Raw genomic sequence first — 13,336 nt, forward strand, 5'->3', positions numbered from 1 at the left:
TTATGCCGCGCCGTGTGCCAGTGCCGCGAGGAGCAGGATCGCCACGATGTTGGTGATCTTGATCATCGGGTTGACCGCCGGACCCGCGGTATCCTTGTACGGATCGCCGACGGTGTCGCCGGTCACCGCGGCCTTATGGGCTTCGCTGCCCTTGCCGCCGTGGTTGCCGTCCTCGATATATTTCTTGGCATTGTCCCATGCGCCGCCGCCCGAGGTCATCGAGATGGCGACGAACAGCCCGCCGACGATCACGCCGAGCAGAAGCGCGCCGAGCGCTTCGAGCGCCGCCGCCGGACCCGCCACTGCGCGGATCACGAAATAGACGACGATCGGTGCGAGCACCGGAAGCAGCGACGGAATGATCATTTCCTTGATCGCCGCCTTGGTCACCAGATCGACCGTGCGCGCATAGTCGGGCTTGGTTTCATAGGTCATGATGCCGGGGTTGTTCTTGAACTGCTCGCGAACATCCTTGACCACCTCGCCCGCCGCACGGCCCACGGCGGTCATACCGAACGCACCGAAGAGGTAAGGCAACAGCGCGCCGAGCAGCAGCCCGACGATGACATAGGGCGACGACAGCGAGAAGGTCAGCGGCTCGGTCAGCCCGAGCTTCGCCGAATATTCGGTGATGTCGGCGGTGTAGGTGCCGAACAGCACCAGCGCCGCGAGGCCCGCCGAACCGATGGCATAGCCCTTCGTCACCGCTTTCGTCGTATTGCCCACGGCGTCGAGCAGATCGGTCTTTTCGCGAACGCTGTCATCGAGCCCCGCCATTTCGGCAATGCCGCCGGCATTGTCGGTAACCGGACCATAAGCGTCGAGTGCAACAACCATACCCGCAAGTGCCAGCATTGCGGTTGCCGCAAAGGCGATGCCGACAATCCCTGCAGTCTGATAGGCGACGACGATACCGACACAGATCACCAGCGTCGGCAGCGCGGTCGATTCAAGGCTGATCGCCAGACCCTGGATGACGTTGGTGCCATGGCCCGTTTCCGATGCCTTGGCGATCGAACGCACCGGGCGATAATTGGTGCCGGTGTAATATTCGGTGATCCAGATGATCAGCCCGGTGATGACGAGGCCGAGCAGCGAGCAATAGAAAAGGTCGCTGCCGTTGAAATCGGTCCCGGTGATATCGGTCGCCATGTCGCCTTTCAGCACATAGCTGGTCGAGAACCAGATCGCGGGGATCGAAAGAACCGCGGTGACGAGGAAGCCCTTGTACATCGCGCCCATGACATTCTTTCCGCCGCCGAGACGGACGAAATAGGTTCCGATGATCGAGGTGATGATGCAGACACCGCCCATCAACAGCGGCAGGCTCATCAGCGGGAGGAGCATGTCGCCCGTTCCCTTGAGCAGCAGCGCCATCAACACCATCGTCGCACCGACGGTGACGACATAGGTTTCGAACAGATCGGCCGCCATACCGGCGCAGTCGCCGACATTGTCGCCGACGTTATCGGCGATGACCGCGGGGTTGCGCGGATCATCCTCGGGAATGCCGGCCTCGACCTTGCCGACAAGGTCGGCGCCGACGTCGGCGGCCTTGGTGAAGATACCGCCGCCGAGACGCGCAAAGATCGAGATCAGCGAGGCGCCGAACGCCAGCGCGACAAGCGCATCGACGACGGTGCGGTCATCGCCGCCGACGGTGAAACCCCCGGGGCCGGTCAGATACCAGAAGAAGACCGAGATCGCGAGCAGCGCGAGCCCTGCCACCAGCAGCCCGGTGATCGCGCCGGCGCGAAACGCCATGGTCAGTCCCGCCTGTAATCCGGTCTGCGCCGCCGCTGCGGTGCGGACATTGGCCTTCACCGAAATATTCATGCCGACGAAACCGGCGACACCCGACAAAATGGCACCGATCAGAAAACCCGTCGCCGAAATCGCGCCGAGAAAATAACCGACGAGAATGGCGACGACGACGCCGACGATGGCGATGGTGCGATATTGGCGGCCGAGATAGGCCTTGGCGCCCTCCTGAATGGCGGCGGCAATTTCCTGCATTTTTTCATTACCGGCCGAGGCGCCCAGCACCTGCCGGGAGGTAATGAATCCATAGAGCACGGCGATAATGCCGCACGCTATCGCGATCAAAATCGGATTCATGCGTGACTGTTCCTTCCCATTGAGAAGGGCGACGCAGAGATAGCAGTCGAGCACGTCCGACTTATTGATTGCCGGTTCGCCCTCTCCCCCGTGCGACCGCCCCAAATTTTGGACGCCAAGTTATGGGAAGAAAGCCAGCCAAGGGCAAGGCCGGTTATTCGGCAGTTTTCCGGGACTTATGCTGAGCGGCCCCGGCGCCCGCATCGCGTTCGAGGTCCAGCGCCTTTCGCGCCTCCCCGGCGGAGTCGGTGTCGGGGTCCAGTTCCAGTGTTCGTTCGAGCAACGCGATCGCGCGCGCAGAATCGCGCTCGACGCCCTTTCCGGTCTGATATGCCCGTCCCAGCGTGAAGCAGCTTTCGGCCTGCCCCATCCCGCACGCTCGATCGAAAAGTTCGAGCGCCCGCTGACGGTCCGGGCGCACGCCGCGCCCGTCGTTGACCAGCATGCCCAGATTGCCGCACGCCGCGCCATCGTCGGCGGCGCAGCTTTGCTCGAACAGCGCATAAGCTCTTTTATAATTGCGCGGCATGCCAAGGCCGTCGCGGTGCAGCACGCCCAGATTATAACAGGCGTGCTGGTCGTCGGCCTTGCAGGCGCGCTCGAAAAGCCGCGCCGCCCGCCGCTGGTTCGGCGCAACCCCCTTGCCCAGCGAATAGGATGCGCCGAGGTTCGCGCATCCATCCATGTTGTCGAGGTCGCACGCCTGCTGGAACAGCTGCGCGGCGCGCTTGGTATCCACGGGAACCCCGTCGCCGTTGATGTAGGAAAGCCCGAGGTTCGAACAGGCGGTCGCCTCGCCGCCGTGGCACGCAAAGGCATAATAGGCGGCAGCGCGCTCATCCGACTGTTCGACGCCCCGGCCCGCACCATAGGCATATCCGGACATGCTGCAGCCCGTCATGTCGTCCAGATGACAGGCGCGCGCGAAAAGCGCGGTCGCGCGCACGTCATCCTGCGGGACATCCTCGCCTTCGTGGTAATTATAGGCGAGCCGCGTGCAGGCCTTGGCATCGTCTGCATCACATTCGGCGGTCAGGGCCGCAATGTGATCGGGCGTTTCGTCGTCAGCGGTTGACGGGTCGGGATCGACCGTTTGCGCCTGCACGATTGCGACCTCTGGGGACGCAACCGCCTGCACAGGAAATGCCGCGCACAAAAAGCCTGAGAAGCAGACCGCCAACATCCGAACCGATTTCAAAGCGAAATTCTCCCACTGCACCACCGGTGCGGTACCTCGACTAGTGCATGAAGCCCAAACGTGCAGGCAGCGCGATACGCTGGGCATGGTGAGTCAGGACAATTCCCTCGCCGACGCCCGCATGGCCGATCGGCGTCACGGCGATGTCGAGCCCCGCCGAAATCTCGCGAATGCGCGCCGCCACGGCCGGGTCGGCGGCGAAAAGCAGCTGATAATCGTCGCCCGCCGTCGCCGCCGCCAGCCTGGTATCGAGTATGTCGGGACGCACCGCGAGCAGCGCCGCCGACAGCGGGATGGTTTCGACCATGATACCGAACTGGCACCCGCTGGCATCGGCCATGCGCTGCGCATCGATCAGCAGTCCGTCGGACACGTCCATCATCGCATGAACATGGCGTGCGACCGCCTGGCCAAAGGTCACCTGCGGCTGCGGGCGATTATAGGCGGCCACGCACGCCTCGTTCGCCTCCACCTGCCCCAGCCGCATCGCGAGGCCAAGCCCGGCATTGCCGATCGTCCCCGTCACCCATAGCTGGTCGCCCGGCCGGACGCCGCTGCGCGCGGGCGCGCCGCCCTCTGGCGCGCGGCCGATCGCGGTCAGGCCAAAACTTCGCGGCGCTCCCATGGGTACGCGCACCGTGTCGCCACCGATCAATATGACCCCGAAGCGGCGCAGCACATTCTCCAGCCCGTCGACAAAGGCCGCGTCCCACGCATCGTCGCCGAGGCTATAGCCGACGAGCACGCCAACCGGCACGGCGCCTTTGGCGGCAAGGTCGGACAGGTTCACCGCGACGAGTTTCCACGCCACATCCTGCGGTGTGTCGTCGGGCAGGAAATGAATGCCCTCGACGATCATGTCGTGGGTCAGGACCAGCCCCTCCCAGACCGCAGCGTCGTCAGCGAGCCCGCGCGCGGCGGGATCGGTCGCGATGGCGCGCAGGCGGGTGATGAAATCGGCTTCGCTCAAAGCATAACCTCCGTTCGCCCTGAGCTTGTCGAAGGGCCGTTCTTCCTTTTGCCGCGGTATCAGAAAAAGGACCGTCCTTCGACAAGCTCAGGACGAACGAATCTTTGGAAAAACTCAGTCAGAGAAACACTGGCTCTAACGTGACGACCGCCGCTCGGGTTCCGAAACCGCAATACGCGACCACGCGGCCGCCACGGCCTCGGGCGTGTCCGCCGCGACGGCGCGCAAATTGCGGGGATAATCGACCCCGCTCGCCTCAATCGGACGCACAGCATGAAATTGCCCGTTGCTGGCGCGCAGAACCCAGCCCGATTCGCGGCAATCGCGCGAAACCAGCCAGACGGCGCCCGGGGCAATCGCTTCGGGGTGCAATTCGTCGGGTTCATCCTCGACGCCCCACATGCGCGTCTTGGCGACCGGCGAGATCGCGTTCACGCAAATATGATGATCGGCGCCTTCGAGCGCCAGCACATTCATGACCCCGACCTGTGCGATCTTCGACGCCGCATAAGCCGACAGGCCCTTCAACGCATATTGCGGATAGAGCGCGCGGTCGGACGTCGTGAACAGGATGCGGCCATGCTCCTGCGCCACCATCGCGGGCCATGCCGCCTGCGCCAGCCACAGCGGCGCTTCGACCTGAAGCGCAAGCGCGCGTTGCAGAAAGGCCGGCTCCAATGTCTCGATGCTTTGATAGCCAACCCATCCGGCATTGTGGATCAGCACGTCGATCCGGCCATGCGCGTCCAGCACCGACCGGACGAGGGCGTGACAGCCATCCCGCGTATCGATCGCGTCATGCGCTGCCGACGCCTGCCAGCCCGCGCGCCGCAATGCGTCGGCGGCGCCTTCGGCGATGGCAGGATCGCTGCCCTGACCGTCCGAATCGGCGCCCACATCATGGATCACGACCGCCGCGCCGCGCTCGGCGAGCAGCCGGGCATAGGCATGGCCGATGCCGCGCGCCGCGCCGGTGATCAGCGCGACTTGTCCGTCAAAACGGATCGGGTTGATTTCGGTCACGCCCGCATTCGCCTCAGGCGCTCTTCCGCACATCCTTGCCGATCGCGTCGAGCAGGCCGTTGGCAAAGCCCGCCTCGCGCGCGTCGAAGAAAGCCTTGGCGACATCGACATATTCGCTGACCACCGCGCCGATCGGCACGTCGCTGCGCGCCAGCAGTTCATAGGAACCGGCGCGCAGGATCGCCTTCATCGTGCGGTCGAGCCGGTCCATCGACCAGCCGCTGGCAAGCCGCGAGACGATCGCCACGTCGATTTCGTCCAGCCGTGCGAGCGTACCCTTCACCAGATCATCGAAAAATTCGGTATCGGCGTCGGCATATTCATCGTCTTCGATCGTCGCGCCGATGCGGTGCTGATGGAATTCATGGATCAGCTTGGCGATCGGGGTCGCTTCCATCTCATGCTGATAGAGCGCCTGAACGGCGGCGAGACGGGCGGCGGAGCGGGACTGGGAGCGTTTCTTCATGGTTCTTTTCTTAGCTGAGACGCTGGCTGACCGATAGCGCGTGGGCGGGAAGCCCCTCGGCGCCGGCCAGCGCGACTGCGGCGGGCCCGATCGCGGCGAGCGCCGCCGGATCGAGCGCAAGGAAACTGGTGCGCTTCATGAAATCGGTGACCGACAGTCCGCTCGAAAAACGCGCGCGGCGGCCGGTCGGCAGCACATGGTTCGGACCCGCGACATAATCGCCGATCGCTTCGGGCGTGTGGCGGCCGAGGAAGACCGAACCCGCGTGGCGCACTTTGGCGAACAGCGCGTCGGCCTCGTCGGCATCGACCGCCAGTTCGAGATGTTCGGCGGCGAGCCGGTCGCAGAGCGGGATCGCGTCGGCGAGCGCAGGCACGATGATGATCGCGCCATTGGCATCCCAGCTTTCGCGCATCGTCGCGGCGGTCGTCAGCATCGGGATGATCGCATCGACCGCGGCAGCGACCGCATCGGCGAAGGCCGCATCGTCGGTGAACAGGATCGACTGGCTGGTCGGATCATGCTCGGCCTGGCTGAGCAGGTCGGCGGCGATGACATGCGGTTCGTTCTTCGCGTCGGCAACGACGACAATCTCGCTCGGCCCGGCGACCATGTCGATACCGACGACGCCGTAGAGTTGGCGCTTCGCCTCGGCGACCCACGCGTTGCCGGGGCCGGTGACGACATCGACCGGGGCGATTTTGTCGGTGCCATAAGCGAGCGCGGCAACCGCCTGCGCCCCGCCAACGCGCCAGATTTCGTCGACTCCGCCGATATGCGCCGCAGCCATGACGACGGGATTGACCTCACCGCCGGGCGTGGGCGTCATCATCACAATGCGGCGGACGCCCGCGACCTTCGCGGGCAGGATGTTCATCAGCACTGACGAGGGATAGGCCGCGCGCCCGCCGGGGACATAGACCCCCGCAGCATCGACCGCATTCCAGCGCGCGCCAAGGCGGGCGCCGGTGTCATCGCGGTAATCGCGGTCCTCGGGCAGCTGCGCGGCATGATAGGCGCGGATGCGTGTCGCAGCGAGGTTCAGCGCATCGCGAAGTTCAGGCGACAGCGCCTCATAGGCTGCGGCGCATTCCTCCTTCGAAATGCTCCACCCGCTTGCATCAAGGTCGAAGCGGTCGAACTTTGCGGTATATTCGGCGAGCGCGGCGTCGCCCTCGGCCTTTACCCGCGCGACGATCGCCGCGACGTCGGCCGACACGTCGGACGCGCTTTCGCGCCGGTCATCGACCAGCGCGTCGAACGCGGCCGCAAAGCCGGGCGCCGAAGCATCAAGCCGCCGCATCGCCCACCGCCTGCCGGAATTTCTCGACCAGCGCCGGCACCTCGGCCGAGCGCAGTTTGAATGCCGCCCGGTTGACGACGAGCCGCGCCGAAACCTGCGAAATCACCACCTGCTCGGCGAGCGCGTTCTCGACGAGCGTCTTTCCGGTCGAGACCAGATCGACGATGTGCGAGGCAAGTCCCAGCTTCGGCGCAATTTCCATCGCGCCATTCAGCTTGATACATTCGGCCTGAATGCCCTGCCCCTCGAACCAGCGGCGCGTCGTTCCCGGATATTTGGTCGCGACGCGAATATGGCTCGCTCCGATTCCCGGCGGCGCGCTGTCTGCCGGGCCAGCCAGCGACAGGCGGCAATGGCCAATGCCAAGGTCCACCGGCGCATAAAGCTCGCTATAGTTGAACTCGTCGACGACGTCTGACCCGACGATCCCCAGCTGCGCCGCGCCATGCGCGACAAAGGTCGCGACATCGAACGCGCGCACCCGGATCAGCGAGATATGCGGCTGGTTGGTCCCAAAGATCAGCGCACGGCTCTTCGGATCGAAGAAGTCCGCCGCAGGTTCGATACCGACGCGCGCGAGCAGCGGCAGCGCCTCGTCGAGGATCCGTCCCTTGGGGATGGCAAAGATGATCGGTTCGGGCATAAGCGTCGCGCACATAGGCGGCGACGGGAAAAAGGGCAATGAGCGAGCGATACGAGTTTCTCGATATGGCCGGTGCCGGACGCGAAGCGATCCGCGCGGCCTTTGCCAATCAGGTCATTTATTGCCGCGCCAACGACGCTCCCATCACCGCGCGGATCGTCGCCGCGCTCGCGACGCTGATCGACAATCCCGCAAGCGAGTTCGCCCGGCGGATCGCCAATTGGAAAGGCGCCCCGCTCGCCGACGCGCTGCCCCTGCGCGCCGCCGGCGGCCTCCACGCGCTCCACCTTGCGGGAACCGCGCACGAACTCGCCCCCATCTATGCCGATGCCGAGGATATCAACGATGCCACGATCGTTGCCGGAGTCGCCGCGCGGCACGAGGCCGCCTTGCTGCCATGGCTCGACGGACCGCCGCAGACCAACGAAGCGGGGCGGTCGTCGAACTTCATCGCCGCGATGCTGTGGCTCACCGAACAGGGGCTGCCGCCGATGTTCGACTGCCTCGAAATCGGGTCGAGCGCGGGAATCAATCTGATGATCGACCGCTATCATTACGATCTCGCCGGGGCGCATGTGGGACCGCAGCCCGGGGTGATGGCCTTCACTCCCGAATGGCAGGGCCGTCATCCGCCGCAGCACAAGATCGGCTTTGCGGGCCTGAAAGGCTGTGACGTCGCGCCGGTCGATCTGACCGATCCGGCGCAGGCTTTACGGCTGAAGGCTTATGTCTGGCCCGAACATCATATCCGCTTCGCGCGTATCGAGGCCGCGATCGCGGCGGCCGAGGCGCAGAAGCCCGATCTTGTCCAAAGCAACGCCGCCGATTTCATCGAGGCCGAACTCGCGAAACCGCAGGCCGAGGGCACGACACGCGTGCTGATGCACTCGATCGTCTGGCAATATGTCCCCGCCGACCAGCAGGTGCGCGTCGCTGCGGCAATGGAGGCCGCGGGCGCCCGCGCGACCGCCGGGCGCCTCCTCGCATGGATCGCGCTCGAGGCGAACCGCACGGTGCATCTTCACGAACTGGTGGTGCGCCACTGGCCAGGCAACGGCGCCCCGAAAATGCTGGGCCGCGCACATGCCCATGGCGCATGGATCGAGTGGCTGGCGACCTAAAGCCGGGCTTCGAGCTGTGCCATCAATTGCTGCACCGGCGTCGCCGCAGGCGCCTGCCACCCGGCCTCCAGCATCGCGATGCGATCGAACAGGCGCTCGCTCGCCGCGATGATGCGGCGGACGGGCTCGTCGAAGCGGTCGCAAATATCCCAGTCGGCAGCGACCGGATCACCGATCCGCGCCGCACTGTCGTTCACTGCCGCGCCGGGATCGCCCGCAATCATCGCCCGGCGGTGGAGCAGCCAGGCGATGATGTGCATCAGCCGCGTCGTCGTTTTCAACGCCTCGCAGGCAAGGTCGATCAGGAACAGTGCCGCCTCGCGCTCGTTACCCGCCGTCGTCCGGTTCAGTTCGCGCTGGTCCGCGAAAGCCGCATGCGCCTCGTCGGCCAGCAGCATCGCATCGATATAGAGGTTTTCGACCTGCGCGCGCTGTAACGGAAGGTTGGTGTTGTCGATATGCGATTGGGCGCTGAGCATGGACCCGGAATGGCACGGCCCCGCCTTGATCCGCAATGGCGGTAACCATGAAAAACGCCGCTGTCCCGTTTTGAATCAGCCCGGCGCTCAGGCGATGATGTCAGGAAGCAGCTGATCCTCGCACCATTGAATTTCGTCGCGCAGCCGCAGCTTGCGTTTCTTCAGCCGCGCAAGCTGCAACTGGTCGGGCACTGCGCCGTCGGCAAGCGCGATGATCGCGGCATCGAGATCACGATGCTCGACGCGAAGTAGCTCGAGGCGCTGGGAAATTTCGTCGGGGTTCACGGACACCCTCCTGCCACGATCACGGTTGGTCCGCAACGGGCACCGTCTGGCCGAATCGTCACGACATAGGGGGCGATTCGTGATTTACTCGGCCCTGCCAATCGAGTCGAAAAGGAGAATGGCCAATGAGCATGTCGCACCTTTCCGCCCTGAAGTCCCGTCACGCGGACCTTGATGTGAAAATTGCGAATGAAGAGCGCCGCCCCGCCCCCGATGTGGGCCTGCTGGCGCAAATGAAGAAACAAAAGCTCAGGATAAAAGAAGAGATGGTCACGATCGCCTGATCGACCATTCAGCCGCTACCGCCGGCTGATGCTTCCCCCCGGAAACATCAGCGCCGGCGGTAGATTGGCACAGGCTCCAGCCCGCTGCGCCGCAGATATGCCGGCAAATCCGATTCCCTAACCACCTGACGGCGCGCCGCCTGCGGATTGATCTGGCGGTCAAAGGCGATGCCGAACTTGCCCTCGCCAGCCCACACGACGCGCCCGGACACCGTACCGACATTGCCCAGTTCGACCGCGAGGGCGGTGCCTTCGGTCACCGGGGCCGGGCTTTCGGCGAGCATCCCGCCTGCCGACAGGTTGCGCACCCGCACAACGACGGGGTCCGTGCTACCGGGAATCAGCAGGCCCGCCTGCAAAAACAGGCTGTCCCGATCATCGCCGCGCGGCAGTGCCGCTCCCTCTTCTTCCGGCACAACCGCCATTCGACCATCCATTGCGAACCATACCCCCGCAAAAATACCGAGGCGGTTAATCTAGGACAGAGCCGTTGCGGAAACGTAAACCGTTAGAAGAAGGTCAATCTTCGCGCGAAATGCGTTCGTTGCGCTCGTGGCGTTCCTGCGCTTCCAGCGTCATCGTCGCGATCGGGCGTGCCTGCAGCCGGGCGAGCGAGATCGGTTCGCCGGTCACCGCGCAATAGCCATATTCGCCCTCGTCGATGCGGCGAATCGCCGAATCGATCTTGGCGATCAATTTGCGCTGGCGGTCTCGGGTACGCAGCTCGATCGCCCAATCGGTTTCGCTGGAGGCGCGGTCGGCCAGGTCGGGTTCGCGAAGCGGCCCGTCCTGCAGATGCGCGAGCGTCGATTCGGATTCGGTCAGGATCGACTTTTTCCAGGCGCGAAGCAGGCCGCGGAAATATTCCTGCTGCCGCTCGTTCATAAACTCTTCGTCGTCGCTGGGAATATAGTCCGAATCGAGGTTTGATTTGGCTTGTAGAAGCGCGTCGGCGCCAATGTCGGCAATCTGGGTCGGCATGACGAAGGCTTGCGTCCTTTCCTCTCGCCGCGGCCGCCGCGGTGGCAGACCGGGGAATGCGCCGGGCCTATAACCAGCCACTGGTTTCTACACAAGCGCCGAAGCGACCAACTAATGCGGTTCAAGTGAATCGGCGGTGAACTATTTTCCGGGCACCCGATGATTCTCGCCGCCGCCCGACCCTGTCAAAACGACCAGAATTGAGACAAAGCCTCCCTAGCGGCATAGAATTGTTGCCATTTTCGTGCTGTTTTGGGACAGAAGCCGTGTTCAGGGTTGATTCCGCCCCCCGATTCCCGCTGTCGGACAGGTGAACGCGGTTAACGCGATTGCCGTGTTCACAAAGCCTTGGCCTTTTGGCCGTAGCTGATCGTGTGAACTGGTGCCGGGCCGGCGGCGCCAATCGCCCGCAACGGGAAAGAAGAGAGAAACCTGATGTCTGTCCGAATGGCTCTCGCCAAACTTTGCGCCTGCACCTGCGGCGGCGCCATCATTGGCAGCGGTGCGATGAAGATCGCCGAAGTGCCCGCCGCGGCACAGGTTCGCAAGGCGCCATCGTGCACGCCTTGCAAGCCGGTCGTGCGCAAGCGCCATGCGGCGCGCAAGCCCGTCAAGCGCGTGCGCCGCGTCGTGACGACCAAACGCATCATCCGCACCGAAACGCCGCAGACGCAAGTGGTGACGCAGACGATCCCGCTTCCCCCGATCCCCTACGCCCCCTTCCCGCAGCAAAGTTTCGGCGGCGGCGGTAGCGGCGGCGGCGTGACCGTGATCGGCGGCGGCTTTGGCGGCGGTTTCGGTGGCGGCTTCTTCGGCGGCGGCTTTGGCGGCGGCGGCGGCGGCAGCAGCGGCAACATCGTCGTCACCTCGACGACCACCGGCGGCCTCAGCTCGACCACCAGTACCTCTTCGGGCGTTTCGACCTCCACCGGCAGCGTCTCGACTTCGACGGGTGGGGTCTCGACCTCGACCGGCGGCGTTTCGACCTCGACCGGAAGCGTCAGCACTTCGACCGGCGGGGTTTCGACCTCTTCGGGCAATGTCAGCACATCCTCGTCGTCGAGCAGCAGTTCGTCGTCGAGTTCGTCATCCAGTTCCTCGTCTTCGAGTTCATCCTCGTCGAGCGGCGGCAGCTCGCACGGCCATGGCAGCTCGGGCTGGGGCGGTTCGTCCCACGGGCATGGCAGTTCGGGCGGATCGAGCAGCTCGTCGTCGAGCAGTTCCTCCTCTTCGTCGAGCAGCAGCTCGTCGAGCGGCGCCACCTCCTCCGGCGCAACCGGCGGCAGCAGCAGCTTCGGCACCACCAGCAGTTCATCATCATCCTCTTCGTCGAGCAGCAGCTCGTCGTCGAGTTCCTCATCGTCCAGCTCGAACGGCAGCACCAGCAGCTCATCGGGCGATCCGACCCCTGTGCCGGCACCGCCGATGATCCTGCTGTTCGGCGCCGCCGCAGCAGCGCTCGTCGTCCGTCGCCGCGCGGCCAGCCGGAACAGCGCCGGGACCGACGCGGCCTAAGCCATCCACTGGGGGTCAGGGGGGCAACCCGGACCGCCAACCCTGGGGTCGCCCTTCATCGGGCGGCCCCTTTTTATGGGCACGGGAATTACTTTGCCATCCGGAAAACTATTATATATACTTTTCCAGATGGTGAACCAACAGCCCGCGCTTGATTCGGTGTTCCACGCCCTTTCCGACCCGACCCGGCGCGCGGTGATCGGCCGGCTGATCACCGGCGGCGCGCCAGTGACGCGTCTGGCCGAGCCTTTCGCCATGGGACTTCCGGCCTTCATGAAACATTTGTCGGTGCTGGAGGCATCGGGGCTGATCCGCTCCGAAAAGCGCGGCCGCGTCCGCACCTGCCACCTCAATGCCGATCGCCTCGCCGCAGCCGAGGACTGGCTGAGCGAGCAACGCGCGATCTGGCAAGGGCGCACCGACCGCCTCGCCGCCTTCGTCGAATCACAAAAACATGGGAGCGAAGAATGACCGACCAGACCGAACTGACGATTTCACGCTTCATCGCCGCCCCGCCCGCCGCGGTGTGGAACGCCTGGAGCGTCCCCGCCCATCTAGAAAAATGGTGGATTCCCGCGCCGATCGAATGTCAGGTCGTCAAGCTCGACCTGCGCCCCGGCGGCGGCTTCGTGACGCGAATGCGCGAGGGCAGCGGCGAATTTCAGCCCCATGTCGATGGCTGTTTCCTCGAAGCCATCCCCGAACAGCGACTGGTCTTCACGACCGTCCTGACCGAGGGCTGGCAGCCCGTCGAACCCTGGCTCGCGATCACCGCGATCCTGACCTTTGCGGCACAGGATGGCGGCACGCTCTATTCTGCGCGCGTCCTCCACAAAAACCCCGAAGACAGCCGCAAGCATGATGAAATGGGCTTCCAAGACGGCTGGGGCACCGCGATCGGCCAACTCGCTGGTTTGGTGGAACGATAGGACGGGGTTGCGCGGCGCGGG

General features: G+C 64.7%; 17 protein-coding genes. 4 read left to right on the plus strand and 13 right to left on the minus strand.

The window, feature by feature from the left end; translation table 11 throughout:
- From ACSYDV_RS01490 to hisG, 7 genes are all read right to left on the minus strand, one after another.
- Positions 1 to 2,118: a sodium-translocating pyrophosphatase gene (locus tag ACSYDV_RS01490; RefSeq protein ID WP_438321966.1), complete on the minus strand. Its 2,118-nt coding sequence runs from the start codon at positions 2,116 to 2,118 to the stop codon at positions 1 to 3.
- A 154-nt stretch (positions 2,119 to 2,272) separates the two neighbouring features.
- Positions 2,273 to 3,223, minus strand: a complete 951-nt coding sequence (locus ACSYDV_RS01495) for a tetratricopeptide repeat protein (RefSeq protein WP_438321967.1) — start codon at positions 3,221 to 3,223, stop codon at positions 2,273 to 2,275.
- 133 nt (positions 3,224 to 3,356) lie between these two features.
- Complete coding sequence (gene thiL, locus ACSYDV_RS01500) at positions 3,357 to 4,286, minus strand: thiamine-phosphate kinase (RefSeq protein WP_438321968.1); 930 nt, start codon at positions 4,284 to 4,286, stop codon at positions 3,357 to 3,359.
- Between the two features lie 135 nt (positions 4,287 to 4,421).
- A complete protein-coding gene (locus ACSYDV_RS01505) occupies positions 4,422 to 5,309 on the minus strand; it encodes an SDR family NAD(P)-dependent oxidoreductase (RefSeq protein ID WP_438321969.1) in 888 nt (295 codons plus the stop codon).
- 13 nt (positions 5,310 to 5,322) lie between these two features.
- Entirely contained in the window at positions 5,323 to 5,775 is a 453-nt protein-coding gene (gene nusB / locus ACSYDV_RS01510; protein WP_438321970.1) for a transcription antitermination factor NusB, read from the minus strand.
- A 10-nt stretch (positions 5,776 to 5,785) separates the two neighbouring features.
- Positions 5,786 to 7,078 carry a histidinol dehydrogenase gene (hisD, locus tag ACSYDV_RS01515; protein WP_438321971.1) on the minus strand — a complete coding sequence of 431 codons (1,293 nt, stop codon included), beginning with the start codon at positions 7,076 to 7,078 and terminating at the stop codon, positions 5,786 to 5,788.
- Positions 7,065 to 7,721: an ATP phosphoribosyltransferase gene (gene hisG, locus ACSYDV_RS01520; RefSeq protein ID WP_438321972.1), complete on the minus strand. Its 657-nt coding sequence runs from the start codon at positions 7,719 to 7,721 to the stop codon at positions 7,065 to 7,067. The genes hisD and hisG overlap by 14 nt, the downstream gene beginning before the upstream one ends.
- Before the next feature lie 38 nt (positions 7,722 to 7,759).
- Here hisG and ACSYDV_RS01525 point away from each other — a divergent pair, with 38 nt between their 5' ends.
- Positions 7,760 to 8,842, plus strand: a complete 1,083-nt coding sequence (locus tag ACSYDV_RS01525) for a DUF2332 domain-containing protein (protein WP_438321973.1) — start codon at positions 7,760 to 7,762, stop codon at positions 8,840 to 8,842.
- On the opposite strand, the gene ACSYDV_RS01530 is transcribed toward ACSYDV_RS01525, so the two are convergent.
- The gene (locus ACSYDV_RS01530; RefSeq protein WP_438321974.1) at positions 8,839 to 9,321 is read right to left on the minus strand and encodes a DUF1465 family protein; all 483 of its coding nucleotides are present in this window, start codon (positions 9,319 to 9,321) and stop codon (positions 8,839 to 8,841) included. The two genes, ACSYDV_RS01525 and ACSYDV_RS01530, sit on opposite strands and share 4 nt — an antisense overlap.
- 87 nt (positions 9,322 to 9,408) lie before the next feature.
- A complete protein-coding gene (locus tag ACSYDV_RS01535; protein WP_088473174.1) occupies positions 9,409 to 9,606 on the minus strand; it encodes a YdcH family protein in 198 nt (65 codons plus the stop codon).
- 125 nt (positions 9,607 to 9,731) lie between these two features.
- Here ACSYDV_RS01535 and ACSYDV_RS01540 point away from each other — a divergent pair, with 125 nt between their 5' ends.
- Complete coding sequence (locus ACSYDV_RS01540) at positions 9,732 to 9,890, plus strand: YdcH family protein (protein WP_088473049.1); 159 nt, start codon at positions 9,732 to 9,734, stop codon at positions 9,888 to 9,890.
- Between the two features lie 47 nt (positions 9,891 to 9,937).
- Here ACSYDV_RS01540 and ACSYDV_RS01545 read toward each other — a convergent pair whose 3' ends face one another.
- From ACSYDV_RS01545 to ACSYDV_RS01560, 4 genes are all read right to left on the minus strand, one after another.
- Positions 9,938 to 10,315 carry a PilZ domain-containing protein gene (locus tag ACSYDV_RS01545; RefSeq protein WP_438321975.1) on the minus strand — a complete coding sequence of 126 codons (378 nt, stop codon included), beginning with the start codon at positions 10,313 to 10,315 and terminating at the stop codon, positions 9,938 to 9,940.
- Positions 10,316 to 10,409: 94 nt separating this feature from the next.
- Positions 10,410 to 10,871 carry an RNA polymerase-binding protein DksA gene (gene dksA, locus ACSYDV_RS01550; protein ID WP_438321976.1) on the minus strand — a complete coding sequence of 154 codons (462 nt, stop codon included), beginning with the start codon at positions 10,869 to 10,871 and terminating at the stop codon, positions 10,410 to 10,412.
- Positions 10,872 to 11,209: 338 nt separating this feature from the next.
- A complete protein-coding gene (locus tag ACSYDV_RS01555) occupies positions 11,210 to 11,521 on the minus strand; it encodes a hypothetical protein (RefSeq protein ID WP_438321977.1) in 312 nt (103 codons plus the stop codon).
- Positions 11,522 to 11,581: 60 nt separating this feature from the next.
- Positions 11,582 to 12,253, minus strand: coding sequence for a hypothetical protein (locus ACSYDV_RS01560; RefSeq protein WP_438321978.1), 672 nt, complete (start codon positions 12,251 to 12,253; stop codon positions 11,582 to 11,584).
- Positions 12,254 to 12,515: 262 nt separating this feature from the next.
- Between ACSYDV_RS01560 and ACSYDV_RS01565 the strand changes: the two genes are divergently transcribed.
- Both ACSYDV_RS01565 and ACSYDV_RS01570 read left to right on the plus strand, forming a co-directional pair.
- Complete coding sequence (locus tag ACSYDV_RS01565) at positions 12,516 to 12,857, plus strand: ArsR/SmtB family transcription factor (RefSeq protein ID WP_438321979.1); 342 nt, start codon at positions 12,516 to 12,518, stop codon at positions 12,855 to 12,857.
- On the plus strand, positions 12,854 to 13,315 hold the full coding sequence (locus ACSYDV_RS01570; protein WP_438321980.1) for an SRPBCC family protein: 462 nt from the start codon (positions 12,854 to 12,856) through the stop codon (positions 13,313 to 13,315). The genes ACSYDV_RS01565 and ACSYDV_RS01570 overlap by 4 nt, the downstream gene beginning before the upstream one ends.
- Positions 13,316 to 13,336 lie beyond the last annotated feature (21 nt).

Origin of the sequence: Sphingopyxis selenitireducens (assembly GCF_051550705.1) — a bacterium.
Taxonomy (GTDB): domain Bacteria; phylum Pseudomonadota; class Alphaproteobacteria; order Sphingomonadales; family Sphingomonadaceae; genus Sphingopyxis.

Coding starts and splice junctions, on each gene's coding strand:
- ACSYDV_RS01490 (WP_438321966.1), bottom strand. CDS start 2,118: ATGAATCCGATTTTGATCGCGATAGCGTGCGGCATTATCGCCGTGCTC.
- nusB (WP_438321970.1), bottom strand. CDS start 5,775: ATGAAGAAACGCTCCCAGTCCCGCTCCGCCGCCCGTCTCGCCGCCGTT.
- hisD (WP_438321971.1), bottom strand. CDS start 7,078: ATGCGGCGGCTTGATGCTTCGGCGCCCGGCTTTGCGGCCGCGTTCGAC.
- hisG (WP_438321972.1), bottom strand. CDS start 7,721: ATGCCCGAACCGATCATCTTTGCCATCCCCAAGGGACGGATCCTCGAC.
- ACSYDV_RS01525 (WP_438321973.1), top strand. CDS start 7,760: ATGAGCGAGCGATACGAGTTTCTCGATATGGCCGGTGCCGGACGCGAA.
- ACSYDV_RS01530 (WP_438321974.1), bottom strand. CDS start 9,321: ATGCTCAGCGCCCAATCGCATATCGACAACACCAACCTTCCGTTACAG.
- ACSYDV_RS01540 (WP_088473049.1), top strand. CDS start 9,732: ATGAGCATGTCGCACCTTTCCGCCCTGAAGTCCCGTCACGCGGACCTT.
- ACSYDV_RS01545 (WP_438321975.1), bottom strand. CDS start 10,315: ATGGCGGTTGTGCCGGAAGAAGAGGGAGCGGCACTGCCGCGCGGCGAT.
- dksA (WP_438321976.1), bottom strand. CDS start 10,871: ATGCCGACCCAGATTGCCGACATTGGCGCCGACGCGCTTCTACAAGCC.
- ACSYDV_RS01555 (WP_438321977.1), bottom strand. CDS start 11,521: ATGATGCGTTTGGTCGTCACGACGCGGCGCACGCGCTTGACGGGCTTG.
- ACSYDV_RS01565 (WP_438321979.1), top strand. CDS start 12,516: ATGGTGAACCAACAGCCCGCGCTTGATTCGGTGTTCCACGCCCTTTCC.
- ACSYDV_RS01570 (WP_438321980.1), top strand. CDS start 12,854: ATGACCGACCAGACCGAACTGACGATTTCACGCTTCATCGCCGCCCCG.